This window comes from Methylobacterium sp. Leaf399 (assembly GCF_001424525.1).
Taxonomy (GTDB): domain Bacteria; phylum Pseudomonadota; class Alphaproteobacteria; order Rhizobiales; family Beijerinckiaceae; genus Methylobacterium.
On sequence record NZ_LMQK01000001.1, the window covers coordinates 545,296 to 562,718 of the forward strand.

The 17,423-nt window shown below is 68.2% G+C and carries 17 protein-coding genes; 5 read left to right on the forward strand and 12 right to left on the reverse strand.

Annotation, left to right across the window (positions count from 1 at the left end; genetic code table 11):
• Nucleotides 1–5: 5 nt before the first annotated feature.
• From ASG40_RS02560 to ASG40_RS02595, 8 genes are all read right to left on the reverse strand, one after another.
• Nucleotides 6–1,511, reverse strand: coding sequence for a hypothetical protein (locus tag ASG40_RS02560; RefSeq protein WP_156387517.1), 1,506 nt, complete (start codon nt 1,509–1,511; stop codon nt 6–8).
• Between the two features lie 75 nt (nt 1,512–1,586).
• On the reverse strand, nt 1,587–2,033 hold the full coding sequence (locus ASG40_RS21580; RefSeq protein ID WP_055879981.1) for a hypothetical protein: 447 nt from the start codon (nt 2,031–2,033) through the stop codon (nt 1,587–1,589).
• A 128-nt stretch (nt 2,034–2,161) separates the two neighbouring features.
• Nucleotides 2,162–2,665 carry a TIGR00645 family protein gene (locus ASG40_RS02570; RefSeq protein WP_055879984.1) on the reverse strand — a complete coding sequence of 168 codons (504 nt, stop codon included), beginning with the start codon at nt 2,663–2,665 and terminating at the stop codon, nt 2,162–2,164.
• 90 nt (nt 2,666–2,755) lie between these two features.
• Nucleotides 2,756–3,415: a peptide-methionine (S)-S-oxide reductase MsrA gene (msrA, locus tag ASG40_RS02575; protein WP_055879988.1), complete on the reverse strand. Its 660-nt coding sequence runs from the start codon at nt 3,413–3,415 to the stop codon at nt 2,756–2,758.
• A 101-nt stretch (nt 3,416–3,516) separates the two neighbouring features.
• Nucleotides 3,517–4,566, reverse strand: a complete 1,050-nt coding sequence (locus ASG40_RS02580) for a sulfate/molybdate ABC transporter ATP-binding protein (RefSeq protein ID WP_055881170.1) — start codon at nt 4,564–4,566, stop codon at nt 3,517–3,519.
• A gap of 4 nt (nt 4,567–4,570) precedes the next feature.
• Nucleotides 4,571–5,476, reverse strand: a complete 906-nt coding sequence (gene cysW / locus ASG40_RS02585; RefSeq protein ID WP_055879991.1) for a sulfate ABC transporter permease subunit CysW — start codon at nt 5,474–5,476, stop codon at nt 4,571–4,573.
• A complete protein-coding gene (gene cysT / locus ASG40_RS02590; protein WP_055879994.1) occupies nt 5,469–6,326 on the reverse strand; it encodes a sulfate ABC transporter permease subunit CysT in 858 nt (285 codons plus the stop codon). Before cysT ends, cysW begins: the two co-directional genes overlap by 8 nt.
• A 70-nt stretch (nt 6,327–6,396) precedes the next feature.
• On the reverse strand, nt 6,397–7,446 hold the full coding sequence (locus tag ASG40_RS02595) for a sulfate ABC transporter substrate-binding protein (protein ID WP_082523887.1): 1,050 nt from the start codon (nt 7,444–7,446) through the stop codon (nt 6,397–6,399).
• A 726-nt stretch (nt 7,447–8,172) separates the two neighbouring features.
• On the opposite strand from ASG40_RS02595, the gene ASG40_RS02600 reads away from it, so the two are divergent.
• Nucleotides 8,173–8,394 carry a hypothetical protein gene (locus ASG40_RS02600; RefSeq protein WP_055881177.1) on the forward strand — a complete coding sequence of 74 codons (222 nt, stop codon included), beginning with the start codon at nt 8,173–8,175 and terminating at the stop codon, nt 8,392–8,394.
• Between the two features lie 127 nt (nt 8,395–8,521).
• On the opposite strand, the gene ASG40_RS02605 is transcribed toward ASG40_RS02600, so the two are convergent.
• From ASG40_RS02605 to ASG40_RS02620, 4 genes are all read right to left on the reverse strand, one after another.
• Nucleotides 8,522–8,908, reverse strand: coding sequence for a hypothetical protein (locus ASG40_RS02605; protein WP_055879996.1), 387 nt, complete (start codon nt 8,906–8,908; stop codon nt 8,522–8,524).
• Nucleotides 8,909–9,042: 134 nt separating this feature from the next.
• Nucleotides 9,043–11,409 (reverse strand): xanthine dehydrogenase family protein molybdopterin-binding subunit, encoded by a 2,367-nt coding sequence (locus ASG40_RS02610; RefSeq protein WP_055880000.1) that lies wholly within the window; start codon nt 11,407–11,409, stop codon nt 9,043–9,045.
• Nucleotides 11,406–11,900 (reverse strand): (2Fe-2S)-binding protein, encoded by a 495-nt coding sequence (locus ASG40_RS02615; RefSeq protein WP_055880003.1) that lies wholly within the window; start codon nt 11,898–11,900, stop codon nt 11,406–11,408. Before ASG40_RS02615 ends, ASG40_RS02610 begins: the two co-directional genes overlap by 4 nt.
• 387 nt (nt 11,901–12,287) lie before the next feature.
• A complete protein-coding gene (locus ASG40_RS02620) occupies nt 12,288–12,887 on the reverse strand; it encodes a superoxide dismutase (protein WP_055880007.1) in 600 nt (199 codons plus the stop codon).
• 225 nt (nt 12,888–13,112) lie between these two features.
• On the opposite strand from ASG40_RS02620, the gene ASG40_RS02625 reads away from it, so the two are divergent.
• The 4 genes from ASG40_RS02625 to ASG40_RS02640 all read left to right on the forward strand — a co-directional run bounded on the left by ASG40_RS02625 (nt 13,113) and on the right by ASG40_RS02640 (nt 17,385).
• Nucleotides 13,113–14,111: a hypothetical protein gene (locus ASG40_RS02625; RefSeq protein WP_055880012.1), complete on the forward strand. Its 999-nt coding sequence runs from the start codon at nt 13,113–13,115 to the stop codon at nt 14,109–14,111.
• Between the two features lie 837 nt (nt 14,112–14,948).
• Nucleotides 14,949–16,376, forward strand: a complete 1,428-nt coding sequence (locus tag ASG40_RS02630; RefSeq protein ID WP_244480503.1) for a chromosome partitioning protein ParA — start codon at nt 14,949–14,951, stop codon at nt 16,374–16,376.
• 84 nt (nt 16,377–16,460) lie between these two features.
• Entirely contained in the window at nt 16,461–16,910 is a 450-nt protein-coding gene (locus tag ASG40_RS02635; protein ID WP_244472237.1) for a TolC family protein, read from the forward strand.
• Between the two features lie 16 nt (nt 16,911–16,926).
• Nucleotides 16,927–17,385 (forward strand): hypothetical protein, encoded by a 459-nt coding sequence (locus tag ASG40_RS02640; RefSeq protein ID WP_156387519.1) that lies wholly within the window; start codon nt 16,927–16,929, stop codon nt 17,383–17,385.
• Nucleotides 17,386–17,423 lie beyond the last annotated feature (38 nt).

Consider the following 17,423-nt stretch of genomic DNA (forward strand, 5'->3'; position numbering starts at 1 on the left):
GGGCCTCAGCGGCCGGCCGGTGCCCGCGGTGGCACGATGCGATAGGCCACGATCGACCGGCCGTGGCCGATGGCGGTGAGGGCGCCGGGCAATGGGTTCTCGCGCACCGGACCGATGACGTAGAGGGCGTCGAACGTCGTCAGCCATTCGTTCATGGCGGCCGGCAGGCCGGAGTAGCGCGCGCCCTGGCCGATGGCGGCGAGCGTGTCGATCGAGGGCAAGGCCAGGCCTGCGTCGAGGGAGGCGAATTCCGGCCGGGGCAGGATCGGCTGCTTGCCCTTGGCGGCGAACAGGACCGTGACGAAGGCATCCACGTCGCGCACCGCCAGCACCGCCAGATGCCGTACGGGCTGGCCGTCCGGGTCGGCGCCGGAGGACCTGTCCGGCGTTGCGCTATGGGCCACAAGGATGCGGGGATGGGGCGGCAGCTGCGCGAAGGTGGCCAGGACGGCCTGCGCCTCGGCGTCGTGGCTGCGCTGGACCGGGACCACGGCGAGGATTCCCGCCAGCGCCAGGGCCGCGAGGACCGCCACCAGGGAGACACGCGGCGCCCGCGCCGGCAGCCGCCATTGCAGGAAGGCCGGCAGGATCATCGCCGCCGCCGGCAGCAGCCGGGTGTCGGCCATCACCGAATCGAGCAGGCGGTACGGCATCGCGACGTAGAGGAGCGCAAACCCGACGGCGAGCCAGCGTCCGGTGGCATCGAAACGCAGCTTTCCCTCGCGGGCGAGGACGTAGCCCGCCATCGTCAGGACGCCCACGGTCACCAGGGACACCGGCATGCTGTAGCTGTTGACGATGAGGATCTGGAACAGCTTGTCGCGCCACAGCCAGACCACGCCGGTCTCGTCCGAGGCGCCGTCGCCCGCCAGCAGCAGGGCCACCACCACCGGCATCGGCGCGGCCAGGATCGCGAACGTGCCGAGGTTCCGGGCGGTCGGCCCCCCGGTCCGGAGGTCGCGCAGGGCGACGACGCCGAGGGTGAAGCCGTAGATGCCGAGCGCCACGAGATGGCCCACCGAGAGGGCGGCCACCAGCACGACATGGAGCCCGAGGCGGAGGAGCCAGCCGCGACGGGCCAGGGCGAGCCAGGCGGCGATCCCCCACAGGGCGAGCCCGAGGGCGAACACGAAGTTGAGGAAACCGTAGGCGAAGGGCTCGCTGTTCATCCAGACGAGGGCCACGAGTCCGGAGATGCCGAAGCGGCGGGCCCATACCCATTCGATCGCCGCCGCCCCCGTCGCCACCAGGACGAGGCCCGCGACGAGGAAGGCCTTGGTGGCCGCCTCGACCCCGATCCAGCGGCCCAGCGGCGGCACGATCAGGTCCATCGCCAGGTTCGGGTAGAAGCCCCAGTCGCTACCGTAGAAGGGGTTGGCGTCCGGCCCGTCGAGGCGGGCGAGCACCCACATCCGGGCGAGGTGGTTGGCGTAGTCGACCTGCGCCGGCAGGGCCGAGGCGATGGGCAGCACGAGGCTCGCGGCGAGAAGGCTCGCGAACACCGCCGCCATCGCGCTGTCCGCCGCGGTCCATGCCGAGGGCGCCCCCGTCGACGGGCTGAGCGAGGAGGCCATCGGCGGTCGAGATCAGAAGGAGGAGACGCGGCTGTTGCGCCGGGTGCCGATCGCCTTGTAGCCGGAATCCGGCCCGGCCTGCGTGTTCGCCTCCTCGACCCGGGCCGGCTCGGGCAGCTTGCCGACGCGCTCGATCCGCACCCCGGCGTAGTGACCCCGGCGCCAGGCGAGCTTGACGAGGCAGACGAAGTTGCGCCCCACCACCTTGAGCATGAAGGTGTCGGGCAGCACGCAGGAGGCGGGGACGCCCAGGCGCGCGCCGGATTTCGAGATGTCCTTGACGTTGCAGGGCAGCTCGGTTCCGTCGAGCAGCCGGATCAGCGCGATCCAGTTGGTCTCGCTGCGGGCCTCGCGCCGCTCGATGAAGGTCGAGGACATCGCAGCATGGCCCTGGATGTCCTGGTCCAGGAGTGCGCGCCCTTCGGCGTCTTCGACGATGCTGTGCTGATGCGATGCCACGCAGCCCTCTGAAAACCGCTCGCCGAACCCTTTCGAGACCCTGCACCGGAGCCGTTAAATATTACTCACGTTCATGCGGCCCGCCGGCCTTCGGCCGGATCACCCATCCGTGATCGGGACCGGGCGCCCTACTTGTCGTGGTGACCGGCGGCGATGCGGTCGGTGAGTGCCATGAGGATGCCGGAGACCACGAACACCATGTGGATGCCCACGAGCCACGCCAGTTCGCGGTCGCTGGTGTTCTTGAGGTCCATGAAGGACTTCAGGAGCTGGATCGCCGAGATCGCGACGATCGACGACAGAAGTTTCAGCTTCAGGCCGGTGAAGTCGATCGTCCCCATCCACTCGGGCCAGTCCCGATGGTCGGAATGGTCGATCTTGGACACGAAGTTCTCGTAGCCCGAGAACATCACGATGATCAGCAGCGAGGCCGTGAAGGAGAGGTCGACGAGGGTCAGCACGCCGAGGATGATCTGCGCCTCGTTCGCCTCGGGCGCGTGCAGGACGAAATGGACGAGCTCCTGGATCAGCTTGTACAGGAGCACCATGATGCCGATGGCCAGCGCCCCGTAGAAGGGCGCCAGCAGCCAGCGGCTGGCGAACAGCGCCCGCTCGAAAACCCGCTCGATCATTCCCATTCCACCCCGCCTCGACCGGCTGCGCATGTCGCATGCGTGAACCGGGCCAGCAAGGCCGAGCTTGGGTCTCGGCGCGGGCGATCGTCAGGCGGAGACGCCGGTCCCGATCGGGCAGGCGACGCCGGTGCCGCCCACGCCGCAATAGCCGGCCGGGTTCTTGGCGAGGTACTGCTGGTGGTAGCCCTCGGCGAAGTAGAACGTGTCCAGCGGCACGATCTCGGTGGTGATCGGCGGGAACCCGCGCTCGGAGAGGGCGGCGCCATAGGCATCGCGCACGGCTTTGGCCGTGGCCGCCTGCGCGTCGGTGAGGGTGTAGATGCCGGAGCGGTACTGGGTGCCGACGTCGTTGCCCTGGCGCATCCCCTGGGTCGGGTCGTGGCTCTCGAAGAAGGTCCTGAGCACCGCCTCGAGGGGCAGCGTCGCGGGGTCGAACACCACGAGGACGACCTCGTTGTGCCCGGTCTGGCCCGAGCAGACCTCCTCGTAGGTGGGGTTGGGCGTGTAGCCGCCGGCATACCCCACCGCCGTCACGATCACGCCGTGGGGCAACGTCCAGAACTTGCGCTCGGTGCCCCAGAAGCAGCCGAGCCCGAGCACGATCCGCTCGGCGCCCTCCGGGTAGGGCCCCTTCAAGGGTTGGCCGTTGACGAAATGCCGCTCCGTGGTCGGGATCGGGTCGGGGCGGCCGGGCAGCGCCTCGGCCGGGCCGGGCATCACCGGCCGCTTGCGGAACATCTGGAGCATCGCGGGATCGCCTCGTCGCAACGGGATCGAATCCTCACGATATGGGGCGGGGCGCGCCGGTTGCGTAGGGAGCGCGACGACGCCCCCCATGTCCGCGCGCCTCAATCCGCGAAGACGTACCCCCCGAGGATGCGCAGGCCCACCGGCAGCCCGGCGGCGAGGCGGGCGGTGTCGGAGGCCTCCACCACCACGGTCTTGCCCTCGCCCTCCCGGTCGACCTCGATGCGCTGGCGTCCTTGCGTGCGGTAGGAGGAACGCACGGTGCCGTGGAGATGGGCCTCGTGGGCCTCCGCGAACTGGAGCTGCCAGGGCCGGGCGTAGAGCTTGACCGGGCCGACGAGGCCGGGATGGGCCACCACGGGGGTGGCGCGCCCCTGGACGAAGACCTGCCCGTCGCGCGCCAGGGCCTCGACCTCGATGGTGTCGCCGAGGAACTTGAGCACGGTGGCCGAGACCGGGTTCTCCTGGACCTCGTCAGGGGTGCCGACCTGTTCGAGGCGGCCCTTGTCGAGCACCGCGACCCGGTCGGAGAGTTCCAGCGCCTCGTCCTGGTCGTGGGTGACGAAGATCGTGGTCTGGCCGGTGCGGTCGTGGATCTCGCGCAGCCAGCGGCGCAGATCCTTCCTCACCTGGGCGTCCAGCGCGCCGAAGGGCTCGTCGAGGAGCAGGACGCGAGGCTCGACGGCGAGCGCGCGGGCGAGCGCGATGCGCTGGCGCTGGCCGCCCGAGAGCTGGCTCGGGTAGCGGTCGGCGAAGCCCGACAGCTTGATGAGGTCGAGGAGGTCGCCGACGCGGGCCTTGATCTCGGCCTTGGCCGGGCGCTCGCTGCGCCTGCGGGCATTGAGGCCGTAGGCGATGTTCTCGGCCACGCTCATGTGCTTGAACAGGGCGTAGTGCTGGAACACGAACCCCACCGCGCGCTGCTGCACCGGCAGCCGCGTGGCGTCGTCGCCGCCGAAGATGATGCGGCCGCGATCGGGGAAGTCGAGCCCGGCGATGATGCGCAGGAGCGTGGTCTTGCCCGAGCCCGAGGGGCCGAGCAGCGCCAGCAGCTCGCCCGCCCGCACGTCGAGGGAGAAATCGTGCAGCACGGCCGCCGTGTCGAAGGTCTTCGACAGCGCCTCGACGCGGATCGCGGTGGAGCCGCCCACGCCGTCAGTGACGCCGTGCGCCCGCCGCGATGTCGGCACTGTAGCGCCATTCGAGGACGGATTTGATGACGAGGGTGACAAGAGCGAGACCGGCAAGGAGGGAGGCGACGGCGAAAGCGGCAACGAAGTTGTACTCATTGTAGAGGATCTCCACGTGGAGCGGCAGCGTGTTGGTGAGCCCGCGGATGTGGCCCGAGACCACCGAGACCGCGCCGAATTCGCCCATCGCGCGGGCGTTGCAGAGGAGCACGCTGTAGAGCAGCCCCCAGCGGATGTTGGGCAGCGTCACCGTCCGGAAGGCGTGCCAGCCCGACGCCCCGAGGGTGAGCGCGGCCTCCTCCTCGGCTGTGCCCTGCTCCTGCATCAGCGGGATCAGCTGGCGGGCGACGAAGGGGAAGGTGACGAAGATCGTCGCCAGCACGATACCGGGGATGGCGAAGATGATCTGCACGTCGCGTTCGATCAGCCAGGGCCCGATCAGCCCCTGCGCCCCGAACACGAGCACGTAGATCAGCCCCGAGACCACCGGCGAGACCGAGAACGGCAGGTCGATGAGGGTGACGAGCAGGTTCTTGCCCTTGAACTCGAACTTGGCGATGGCCCAGGCCGCGGCCACGCCGAACACGAGGTTGAACGGCACCGCGATCGCCGCCGCGATCAGGGTCAGCCGGATCGCCGAGTGGGCGTCGGCTTCGGTGAAGGCGGCGAGATAGGCCGCCCATCCCTTGGCGAACGCCTGGACGAACACCGTCACCAGCGGCAACACCAGGAACAGGGCGAGGAAGCCGATCGCGACCGCGATCAGGAGCCACCGCACGAATCCGCCCTCGGTGACGACGCTGGCGGTGCGCGGCGCCGGCTGCGACGTCGGTCGTGACGGTCCCGGGGCCCGTACGGCGAGGCTAGACATAACCGAACCTCCTGCGGCTCCAGGCCTGGATCAGGTTGATGGCGAGCAGCGTCACGAACGAGATGCCGAGCATGATCGTGGCGATGGCGCAGGCGCCGCCGTAGTCGAATTCCGAGAGCTTGATGACGATCAGGAGCGGCGCGATCTCGGAGACGTAGGGCAGGTTGCCGGCGATGAAGATGATCGAGCCGTACTCGCCGACGCCCCGCGCGAAGGCGAGGGCGAAGCCCGTGAGCACGGCCGGGATCAGGGGCGGCAGCACCACCTTCACGAGGGTGTGCCAGCGGCCGGCCCCGAGGGTGGCGGAGGCCTCCTCGATCTCCTTGTCGATCTCCACGATGAGCGGCTGCACCGTGCGCACCGCGAAGGGCAGCCCGATGAAGACCATGGCGATGAAGATGCCGAGCGGCGTGTAGGCCGCCTCGATCCCGAGCTTGGCGAGTTGCGCGCCGACCAACCCGTTGGGAGCGTAGAGGGCGGCGAGTGCGATGCCCGCCACCGCCGTGGGCAGGGCGAAGGGCAGGTCGACGACCGCGTCCACGATCCGCCGGCCGGGAAAGTCGTAGCGGGTCAGCACCCAGGCGACGATGAAGCCGAACACCGAGGCGACCAGCGCCGCCAGAAGCGAGATGCCGAAGCTGACCCGCAGCGCCGAGGCCACGCGCGAATCGGTGGCGACCTCCCAGATGCCCGCGAACCCGAGCTGCGAGGCGCGCAGCACCAGGGCGGCCAGGGGCAGGAGCACGATCAGGCTCAGCACCGTCAGCGTGTAGCCGAAGGTGAGCCCGAAGCCGGGGATCACGCTCGGCTGGCGGAAGCGGCGTCGGGGGCGGAGCGGCGGTTCGGCCATGGCGTGGTCCTGGAGATGGTCTCGAATCTCGGGTCTGGCGCCCCTCCCCTCGCGGGGAGGGACCGCGCCTTCAGCGACCGGCCTTGCTCAGCTGGTCGAACAGACCGCCGTTGTCGAAGTTCTTCTTCTGGATGTCGTCCCAGTTGCCCTGGAGATCCTCGATCCTGAAGAGCTTGACCTCGGGTAGCAGGGCGAGATCCTCGGGCTTTGCCGCCTCGCGCCGGCTCGGGCGGTAGTGGTGCTTGGCGAACAGCGCCTGCGCCGTGTCGGAATAGAGGAACTGCAGATAGGCCTCCGCGGCCTTGCGGGTTCCCTTCTTGTCGACGTTGGCCTCCACCAGCGCCACCGGCGGCTCGGCGTAGATCGAGACCGGGGGCACCACGACGTCGAACTTGTCGCGGCCGAACTCGTCGAACACGAGGTAGGCCTCGTTCTCCCAGGTCGGCAGCACGTCGCCGAGGCCGCGCTGGGCGAAGGTGACGGTGGAGCCGCGCGCACCGGTGTCGAGCACCGGCACCTGGCCGTAAAGCTGGCCGACGAAGGCGTTGGCCTTGTCGGCGTTCTTGCCTTCCTTCTCGTAGGCGTAGCCCCAGGCGGCGAGGAAGTTCCAGCGCCCGCCCGCGGACGTCTTGGGGTTGGGGGTGATGACCTTCACGTCGGGCTTCACGAGGTCGCCCCAGTCCTTCACGCCCTTCGGGTTGCCCTTGCGCACCAGGAACACCACCGTGGAGGTGTAGGGCAGCGCCTGGTTGGGGAGCTTCTCGCGCCAGTCCGCCGACACCTTCTTCGAGATGCGCGCGATGGCGTCGATGTCCGAGGGGATGCCCAGCGTCACCACGTCGGCGGGGATGCCGTCGATGACCGTGCGGGCCTGCGAACCCGAGCCGCCGTGCGAGGCGCGCACCGTGATGGTCTCGCCGGTCTTGGCCTTCCACTCGGCGGCGAAGGCGGCGTTGATGTCCTTGTAGAGCTCGCGCGTCGGATCGTACGACACGTTGAGGAGTTCGGTCTGCGCCCAGGCCGCCGTCGGCGGGGCCACCGCCAGGCAGGCGGCGACCGCGAACCCGCGCAGGGGACGGCTGCGGCGGGCGCGGCGGCGCCCGGTCTGGCTGGCGTCGATGGCGGTCACGTCGTCACTCCGGATCGTGGTTCGGTGGCATCGTCCCCGCTCCCGGGGATTCCGTCGCTCCGATATCGTTCTTTTTAAAGAACGAAGTCAAGCACCGGCGCCCGGCGCCGGACCCGAGATATGGCAATTCCGACGCCCTCCGTCACCACACGGCGTACCCCCCGTCCCATTATGGAAGAACGTCACACGGCCGAGGCTCTGCGGAGAAGAAAAATCCGGCCGTCACGAGTTCTTTAGAAAGAACATCCTTTTGCCTCATGTACCCGCCACGAGCCAGGGGACAGGCGCGTGGCGGAATGCCGGCCCGGCCCGGATCCTCGCGCGGTGACCGCCGACCCTGGACCGCCCGTGGCCGGCTCCGGTTCTCGCCAGCGTCCGCTTTCGCGGCACTGTCGCGACGGCCCGAAGCACGGCGAAACCCGCCGCATGACGGCCCGCGCCAAGCGTCCGGTCGGGAGACGGACCGGGGCCGACTGTCAAGGAATTTGGCGGGCCGTAGGCGTCAAAAAAAATCCCGGAGACCGAGCGGGAAAGGAAGCCCTAACCGCACAACGGCTTGGCTTGTCCCGCCGGCCGATCGCCTCCTCGGCGGCGTTCGAAACGCTGTCCTAGGTGATGGACGCACCCGCAGAGGCAGGGTTACTAAACCGTCAAGGCCGACGAATCGGAAGGATGCCTCGCGAGCATCGCCAGCAGAGCAAGGGCAAAATTCGCCAGATGCAGAATATTACACTGACCCAGCGCGAAAGAGATACGGTTCTTGCAGCATTGCGCTACTATCAGTACTATAGATTGCAGGGTCATCCTTTCGACCCGCGTCACGATCACTTGATCGATGCCATCGCATGCCATACCGGCGATAGCCTAGACCTTGCGGAAGTCGACGATCTCTGCGCGGGCCTGCGCGGCAACAACCATGCCCTGGGTGCCGCCGCCTGAGGGCACGAACGGCCGTTCCCGCGGGCGAGGACATGCCTCGCCGCGCGTGCGGAACTGCCATGGCCGGTCACGCGACACGGCCGCCGGCCACGACGGTCGACGGCCGGACGACGATCGACGCGGGCGGCTACGGGTTCGCGGGGCGGGGTGCGGCGGCGAGGTGGCCGCGGGCACGGCCGACGGCGGCTTCGCAGGCTCCGGTGTCGGCCTTGGCATCCGCGGTGCGCGCTTCGTCCAGGGCGACCCTGGCCTGCATGGCGCGGTCTCCGCCCTCTCCCGCACTGGCGCTCACGGCCGGCGGAGCCGCCATCGGCGCGGAGCCGGCCTCGCCCTCGCGGCCCTGACCTTCCCTGGCGCCGGCGGCGGCCTTTCCGCTGGTGGAGGCGGAGATCGCCGCACCGGCCTGGTCCTTCACCTGGCTTTCGAGGGACGCGATGGCGTCGCCGCAGGGTGAGGCATAGGCGGGTGCCGCCAGGGTGAGCACCGCGGCGGCGAGACAGAGGCGTCGTATCATGTCGGACGTGTCCTTCGAGAGCGCGGGGCGCGGATGAGGGGGGGCCACGCGGGGCGGCGCATCCTCATCCAACCCGCCGGACCCACCGAAGGTCCGCCCTCCCCGGTCGCAGGGACCGGAGAGGGCGCGATTCGTCAGGCGCTGGCCTGGTTGCGGATCGGCAGCTGGCGGATGCGCCGGCCGGTGGCGGCGAACACCGCGTTGGCGATGGCCGGGGCCACCGGCGGCACGCCGGGTTCGCCGACGCCGCCCAGCGGCTTGGCGTAGTCGTTCGAGGGCAGGAGGTGGACGTGCAGTTCCTTCGGGGCGGCGTCGATCCGGGTGATCTCGTAGCCGTCGAAGTTGTTCTGCTGGGCCCGGCCGTCCTTGAAGGTGATCTCGGACGAGAGTGCGAGCCCCATGCCCATCACCACGGCGCCCTCCATCTGCGAGCGCACCCGCTCCGGGTTGACCTGCGGCCCGCAATCGACCGCGATGTCGATGCGCTTGACCGAGACCACGCCCTTGGCGTCGACCTCCACCTCGGCCGCCACGGCCGTGTAGGTGACGAAGCTGTAGTGGCCGGCGATGCCGAGCCCACGGCCGCTCGCGAGCTTGCGGCCCCAGCCGGCGCCCTTGGCCGCCGTCTCGATGACCCGGCGCAGGCGCCCCGTCTCGATCGGATAGCGGGCCGGATCCTCGCCGTAGTTCCAGACGTCGCCGAGCGTGGTCGGGTCGATGCTGCGATCGGGCCCGATGAGGTCGAGGAGGTAGTCCTTCGGGTCGCGGCCCGCCGCATGGGCGAGTTCGGCCACGAAAGACTGGATCGCGAAGGCGTGCGGGATGTTCGAGACCGAGCGGAACCAGCCGATGCGCACGTGCGCGTCGGCTTCCGGGTTCTCCAGGCGGACGTTGGGGATCGCGAAGGGGGTGTTGGTCAGCCCCATGCCGAGCTCGAACGGCAGCTGGTTCTTGGCGCCCGGCGCGAAGATCGAGCCGATGGTGGGGGCGGCCGAACGGTGCAGCCAGGCCACCGGCATGCCCTTGGCGTCGAGGCCGGCCTCCAGGCGCTCCACCGAGATGGTGTGGTAGTAGCCGTGGTGGAGGTCGTCCTCCCGGGTCCAGATCAGCTTGACCGGGGCGCCGTCGACCTCGCGGCTGCACAGCGCCGCCTCGAGCACGTAGTCGGGCTTCGACTTGCGGCCGAAGCCGCCGCCGAGCAGGGTCACGTTCACGCGCACCTTGTCGGCGGCGAGCCCGAGGGTCTTGGCGAGGCGGTCGTGGGTCGCCTGCGGCGCCTGGGTGTTGGCCCAGGCCTCGCAGAACCCGTCCTTGATCCGCACGGTGGCGGCGGGCGGCTCCATCGGCGCCTGGACGAGGTGGGGCACGAAATACTCGGCCTCGACCTTCTGCTTGGCCTTCGCCATCGCGCCGTCGACGTCGCCGGTGTTGCGCACGACCTTGCCGGGGGCGCGGGCCGCCTTCTCCAGCTCGCCCCGGAAGGCGACGGAATCGTAAGTGGCGTTGGGGCCGTCGTCCCAGGTGATCTTGAGGGCCTCGCGGGCCTTCATGGCCGCCCAGGTGTTCTTGGCCACCACCGCGACGCCGCCGATGGGCTGGAACTCGGACGGGATCGCCGGGGCCGGGATCGTGAAGATCTTCACGACGCCCGGCACCTTCTTGGCCTCGCTGTCGTCGAGGCTCGCGACCTTGCCCCCGAACACCGGCGGCCGCGCGATCAGCCCGTACAGCATCCCCTCGAGGCGGGTGTCGATGCCGTAGATCGCCGTGCCGGTGGTGATGTCACGGTTGTCGATGAGATGGACCTGGCCGCGGCCGGATTCGGCACGGCCCTCGGTCTTGCCGATGTAGCGGAACGCCTTGGCATCCTTGAGGACCACGCCCTCGCGGGCCGGCACCGGCAGTTCGGCCGCGGCGGCCGCGAGTTCGCCGTAGCCGGCCGTGCGCTTCGACTTGGCGTGCGTGACGACGTGGTTCTCGGCCTTCACCTCGGCCACGGGCACGCCCCATTGCTTGGCGGCGGCCTGGACCAGCATCAGCCGGGCCGCCGCGCCGGCATGGCGCAGGTGCGGGAAGAAGTGGCGCAGGGACCGGGACCCGTCGGTGTCCTGGTTGCCGAAGCGGGCCTCGTCGCCCCAGGCCTGAGCGACCTTGACCTTCGACCACTCTGCGTCGAGCTCGTCGGCGACCACCATGGCCACCGAGGTGCGCACGCCCTGGCCCATCTCCGAACGATGGCAGGTGACCGTGACGGTGCCGTCGGTGGCGATGGCCACGAACACCTTGGGGTCGTCCTGCCAGCCGTGCGGCATGGCGTCGGCGCCGAACTTCTTGGGCCCATCGGCCTTGTCCTGCGCCAGGGCCGGCTCACGCCAGGACAGGGCCAGGACCAGGGCGCCCATGCCGCCGAGCATGGCGCGGCGGCTGACGTTGGCCAGCGCCGAGGGGGTTTCGGGGGAGGTGGTGGCCGCTGCGGCCATCGCGCGTGCGTCGTGGATCACAGGCGATCTCCCTTGGTGGCGGGCTTCGAGGTACCGGGTTTGGAGGTGCCCGCGGCCTGATGGATGGCGGCGCGGATGCGCGGATAGGTACCGCAGCGGCACAGGTTGCCGGCCATGGCCTCGTCGATCTGCGCGTCGGTGGGCTTGGGCGTCTCGGTGAGAAGGGAGGCCGCCTGCATCATCTGCCCGCACTGGCAGTAACCGCATTGCGACACGTCGAGATCGCGCCAGGCGACCTGGACCGGGTGGTTGCCGTCCCGCGACAGACCTTCGATGGTGACGACGGCCTGGCCTTCGGCCGCCGACATCGGGGTGACGCAGCCACGCACGGCGCTGCCGCCGAGGTGGACGGTACAGGCGCCGCACAAGGCCTGGCCACAACCGAACTTGGTGCCGGTCAACCCGGCTTCGTCGCGAAGATACCACAGCAGCGGCATGTCGGGGTCGCCGTCGAAGCTGCGTTCAGCTCCGTTCACGGTGAGTTTAATCATCGATCTCGTCCTGTCAGGGGCGCGTCGCGCAAAGGTCGAGGAGCGGGCCGCGCGGAGGGGGCCATCCGGCCGACGGACACGATCCATTGCCGGCGGTCGGGACTTCGGGGTCTCGCGGGTTCGGGCTCGTTGGGTCCGCGCCCGCCGCTCTTCGGTATCGCTATAAACTACAGGAGGGCTTCGCTGCAGCGCAACAGAAGCGGATCGGACCCGCCGGGCGCCGGACGCGGGGCGTGCCGTTGCGCACGCCGGGGTCGGCTCGCCCGCGGGTCTGGCGGAACATTCACCGAGGGTCGCCGCGGACCCGGGGTCCGCGGCTCGTCAGCAGGGCCGATGCACCGGCCCGGATGCGGGGCCGGTGCCCTCGGGGCCGGCGCCGCGGTCCGCTCAGGCGGTGGCTTCGCCGTGGAGCTTCTCGACGTATTCCCAGTTCACGAGGTTCTCGAGGAACGCCTTGAGGTAGTCGGGGCGGCGGTTGCGGTAGTCGATGTAGTAGGAGTGCTCCCACACGTCGACGCCGAGGATCGGCTTGGCGCCGTGCACCAGCGGGTTCTCGCCGTTGGGGGTCTTGAGGATGGCGAGCTTGCCGTCCTTGACCGCGAGCCAGGCCCAGCCGGAGCCGAACTGCGAGACGCCGGCCTGGATGAAGTCGACCTTGAACTTCTCGAAGCCGCCGAGGTCCTCGTCGATCTTCTGCGCGATGGTGCCGGGAGGGGCACCGCCGCCGTTGGGCTTCATCCAGTTCCAGAAATGCAGATGGTTGAAGTGCTGGCCGGCGTTGTTGAACAGCGGCTGGTTGGTGCCGTAGGCGGCGACCACGATCTCCTCGACGGTCTTCCCGGCGAGATCGGTGCCTTCGAGCAGCTTGTTGCCGGTGTCGACATAGGCCTTGTGGTGCTTGTCGTGGTGAAACTCGAGGGTTTCCTTCGACATGTAGGGGCCGAGCGCGTCGTAGGCGTAGGGCAGGTCGGGAAGGGTGAAGGTCATCGGCTCTCTCCGGATCTCGGGGCTCGGGGCTCGGACCCCGGCGCAAAGGCTGCGCCGCGATGGGCCACCGGCCCGGCGGTAGGTAGGTCCCCGCCTCGCCGAGGGCAACGCCGCAACGGCAAAACCGGTCCCGCACGGGCCCCGTTTCGCAACCGGTTTTGCAAAAGGACACCATGCCTTTACGATGCGCCACCTGTCACGCGTACCCCGACCCCCGAGACCTCCATGATCATTGCGCTGTTCGCGCTGTCCATCGCCATGATCGTCGGCGGCATCGCCTCGGTGGTTCAGGGATTCCCCTTCGTCAGGCTGGAGAGCGGACTGGCGATGACCATCGCCGGGGCGACCACGGCCTCGGCCGGCGGCGTGCTCCTGGGCCTCGCCGTCCTCGCCCGTCAGGTCCGGGCCATGGCCCGCTCCCTCGCCTCGCCATCCTGGCAAGCCTCCCCATCCTGGCAAGCCCCCCCATCCTTGCAGGCCGCGCCGTCCCATCGGGAGGTGGACTTGGCCGAGACGGTCTCCCTGCCGCCCGACCCGGCGATCGATGCACCCCACCGCGACCGGGGCCGGCTCGATCCGACCGGCCTCGATGAGGCCTCCGAAGGCAAGGCTTTCGAAGGCAAGGCTTCCGAAGGCGAGACGTCCAGAGATAAGTCTTTCGACGGTAAGGCTTCCACGAGCCGCCGCCCCCTCGTCGCCGGCACGTCCGTCCTCGCGGCCGGAGCCGCCGCGGCGGCGATGCCGAGCGCATCTCCTGCGGCACGTCCCGAGCCGACCTTCGAGGAGTCGCTCGGCGCGACTCCGCCGGACGCGCCCGTCCCCCCCCCTGCTCCCACGCCCGCATCGGACCTCCATCCCGACGAGGCCGTCCAAGGCGAGCGGACCGAGCCGCACGACCTCGCGCCCGCTCCGGCTCCCGAGCCCGCCGCGCACGAGTCGGCGCCGCCGACCCCCGCCGACGCCGAGCCGTTCGCGCCCGCCGTAGCCCCGGACCTCAGGCCCGCCATCATCGACCCGGCGCCAGCCGAACCCGTCGCGCAGGCTGCCGCCCCCACCCTCGAGGTAGTGGGGACCTATGTCTCGGGGGGGAACACCTACGTGATGTTCTCGGATGGCTCGATCGAGGCGGAGACCCCGCGCGGCCGCTTCACCTTCGAATCCCTCGACGAACTCAAGGCCTTCGTGGAAGCGGGCGGCGAAACCGACGTCCGTGGCACGCCCTAGCCACGACCGCGCGGCGCAGCCCGATCAGGACAGGGACCACGCAGGGGGGGGCCGGCCGAGCGTGAACCCTAGCGGTCAGCACCTCTCGCGAACGGACCGCGCGCGCCGGCCGACCATCCCGGGGTGGCCGGATAGACCGCGTGCCGTCTTTCTCGTCGCGACGCCGCGAAGGCATGCGCATGTCACCGGCCTGCCGTGACGCCTGGCAGGAAACCCGATTTCAATAGAGATCGGCCTGCAAACGTCTTTCCCGAAAACACGCTTCGGTTGCCGGAAAAATGCGTTGTTTGGGAGAGTCATAATTCTGAATATTTTCCTTTCGAAACCAGGCCGATGACGACACGCTTTCGACCGGATAGTCTTTGTCGATGGTGATCGAGCTCAATTTCTGACGATGAACGTTATTGCCGACGATGCCGCATCGATATAATTTAGTTTATTAAGAATCATCATTTGATGATCTCTACAGCATGATGTGAAATATTGACATTCGGCATGGCTATAAACCATTATGATACCTGTCATTTTAAATATAAAATGATAATTTTTATCTTGTAAATTTGCGGCCATGATTTTTTGTCGGCGGCGATCCCATTGTCCTCGCAAAAAAATCTGCGACTCATAACCTATGAATGCAGACTCGCCTCGACCGGAATGTATGGTAAAAACTTTACTCGCTGGCGTTTCGCGCTGGAGCACAGGGTAGGGGTTGTAGCGACAATGGGCTGGACGCCATTCCGCCGCGTGACGTCGACATCATCGCTGCGGCACGACCAGGACGACGCGCGTCGGGATGCGGAGCAGCCTCCGATGGCATCGCCGGGTCTCCCGAGGGCCGTGGTCCCCGAGTTCATCCATCATCCTCTGCCCGAGAATAAGCCGGACGCCGCCGGTCGGACCCGAACATTGGATGCGATCGGTCAGCGCGACGAGGTCGTTCGCCAGCGTATCGACTCCATGACGAACCGGCTCGAAGACCTGCGGACACTGCAGGACGACTTCGCCCTAATATTGGACCCCCTGTCCAACATCAGCGCCGAACTCTTGAAGGCGAGCGTTCAGGTCGAGGACTTGAAGCAGAAGCTTTCGCAAGAGGTGAAGAACTCGGGGACCCTGAGGGAACTGGTCGCCAATTTGACGACCGACATCTCCCGCGTCAGCCGTGAGTTCGCCGAGTCGCAAGTCCACGCCGAGCAGATCTCCGACCGGCTGAAGGAGGGCGAAGCCGCCGTCGTCGCGCAGAAGATCGAGCTGCGGGACAAATCGAGCCTGGTCGAAAGCCTGGAGCGCCAACTTTTCACGGAGACGGAACAGAACAAGGCTTTCGCGAGCGAGAACCGCGCGCTGCGTCAGGAGGCGCAGGCGGCCGACACGGCCCTGGCGCGTTCCGAGCACGAACTGGCCGATGCGCGCGAGAAGCTCGGTCTTCTCGAGGCTGAAGGCCGTCGGCTGCAGCTTCTCAGCGAAGAGCAGGCGGCCCGGCTTGCGGACCTCGACTTCAAGTATCGGGAATTGGAGACGACGACCGACGCCGACCATCAGCGCCTGCGTGCGATCGAAGGTCAGTTGGCGGCCGAGCTATCCCTCCGGGAGCGCAACGACGCGCAGCACGAAACGGAGATGTCCGCGCTTCGGACCGAGCGGGCGAGCCTCGCCATGAAGCTGGAGACGTCGTCCAACCGGGCCGCCTCCACCGAACAGCTGCTCGTTCAGGCCAGGAACCAGCTTCGCGAGAAGGACGAGGAGTTCCGGTCCGCCGACAGGAGCCTGAAGGAAGCCGTCATCGCACGCACGACGTCCGAGCGGCGGCTCGAGGCGATCCAGGCCGACCTCTCCCGGCAGAACGAGCGTTTCATCGACATCCAGCGGGTGAAGGGCGACCTCGAAAGCCGCTGCGACATGCTCAATAAGGCCCTGGCCGCGAAGGATGCGGCCCTCGAACAGGCCAACAACCGCAATGCGTCCCTGAACGACCGGATCGAGCATCTGACCCATCGGCACGAATCCGTCCGGGCCGATCTGGAGACGTCGAACCGGCGCCTGCTGGAAGATCTCCAGAACGAGCGTTCGGAACGGTCGCTGCTCCAGGGCGCCCTCGATATCGCCCGCGAGAGCCGCGTTTCGCTGCAAAAACAGCACGATGCCTTCAAACGCTCGGGGCGGCCCTGGCGGGACATCGGCAAGGACGACGCGAACGCCGAGTCACCGGACTATTCGGGCGAAGAGGCCAGCAACGTGCGCCCCTTCAATACGCCCAGCAAGTGATGCCGACGCAATTCATGATCACGGGAAGCGACAATGTCTGATCAAGCGCTGAAAAGTGGTGGCTCTCCCACGGCGTCCGTCCTGATGCGACCGTGGCAGGCGAATGTCGGCCGCACGGGGGACAAGGTCATCAGCCTCTCGGCCTCCACCCAGGAAGGCACCCTCCCCTCCTCCGAGAGCGTCGGCGCGTCGGCCTCTCCGCAGCGGGAATGGATGTCGGCCATCGAGCTCGTCCAAGAGGCGAGCGAAGCGATCCGGATCACCGAGGAGCGAGCGGTCGATCTCGAAAACCAGCTCAAGCACGTCATCACCCAAGCGGAAGACGAGATCAAAAGCCTGCAGCAGAAGCTCGCGTCGCAGCAGACCCTCCTGAACCAATCCGAGGAGCGCGCACGACGCGGCGAGGCGCGCGCCAAGGAGGCCGAGGCCTGGCTCATCCGCCTCCATGACGCGGTGTTCACGGCCTTCGGGCCCAAGAGCCGCAGCAAGCTCGCGGGCAACCAGCAGAACGGCGCCGATTCCGTCGACCCTTGATCACAGATCTTACCCCGTGATGCGGACTCCTTCTCCATACGGCGCCGAGGTTGCGGTCGAGTCGCCGAGCGATCGCGCCCCCCTCGGTGTCGAGGTTGATCTGTTCTGCGCGCTGGGACTGATCGAAGCCGCCGTCACTTCCATCGACAGGCTGCAAACCTGGAAGGAGGCCGTCGAGCCGCAGGCCATTCGGCTCATCGACCAGATCAAGACGGAGCAGGCGAAATGGGAGGCGGAGCGATCCGTTCTGTTCAAGACCCTCGCCGATCACGAAAACCAGATCGCCATGCTCAAGAGATCGCTCGAAGTCGCCCTCTTCGAGAAGCACGTGGCCCTGCAATTGTGCTTCGACATGAGGTCGAGATCCAATCTCATCGAACAGCAACCGTCTTCCCACGGCGAAAACACGCTGATCCGGCACGATGACCATACCGACTTAGTCGCAACCGCGGGGTCGCATCTCTATATCGAGTAAACCGGTTTGACGGCTCTACCTCTTGCCGATCCGGCGAC

Coding starts and splice junctions, on each gene's coding strand:
- ASG40_RS02560 (WP_156387517.1), bottom strand. CDS start 1,511: ATGGCGGCGGTGTTCGCGAGCCTTCTCGCCGCGAGCCTCGTGCTGCCC.
- ASG40_RS02570 (WP_055879984.1), bottom strand. CDS start 2,665: ATGATCGAGCGGGTTTTCGAGCGGGCGCTGTTCGCCAGCCGCTGGCTG.
- msrA (WP_055879988.1), bottom strand. CDS start 3,415: ATGCTCCAGATGTTCCGCAAGCGGCCGGTGATGCCCGGCCCGGCCGAG.
- cysW (WP_055879991.1), bottom strand. CDS start 5,476: ATGTCTAGCCTCGCCGTACGGGCCCCGGGACCGTCACGACCGACGTCG.
- cysT (WP_055879994.1), bottom strand. CDS start 6,326: ATGGCCGAACCGCCGCTCCGCCCCCGACGCCGCTTCCGCCAGCCGAGC.
- ASG40_RS02600 (WP_055881177.1), top strand. CDS start 8,173: ATGCAGAATATTACACTGACCCAGCGCGAAAGAGATACGGTTCTTGCA.
- ASG40_RS02605 (WP_055879996.1), bottom strand. CDS start 8,908: ATGATACGACGCCTCTGTCTCGCCGCCGCGGTGCTCACCCTGGCGGCA.
- ASG40_RS02615 (WP_055880003.1), bottom strand. CDS start 11,900: ATGATTAAACTCACCGTGAACGGAGCTGAACGCAGCTTCGACGGCGAC.
- ASG40_RS02620 (WP_055880007.1), bottom strand. CDS start 12,887: ATGACCTTCACCCTTCCCGACCTGCCCTACGCCTACGACGCGCTCGGC.
- ASG40_RS02625 (WP_055880012.1), top strand. CDS start 13,113: ATGATCATTGCGCTGTTCGCGCTGTCCATCGCCATGATCGTCGGCGGC.
- ASG40_RS02635 (WP_244472237.1), top strand. CDS start 16,461: ATGCGACCGTGGCAGGCGAATGTCGGCCGCACGGGGGACAAGGTCATC.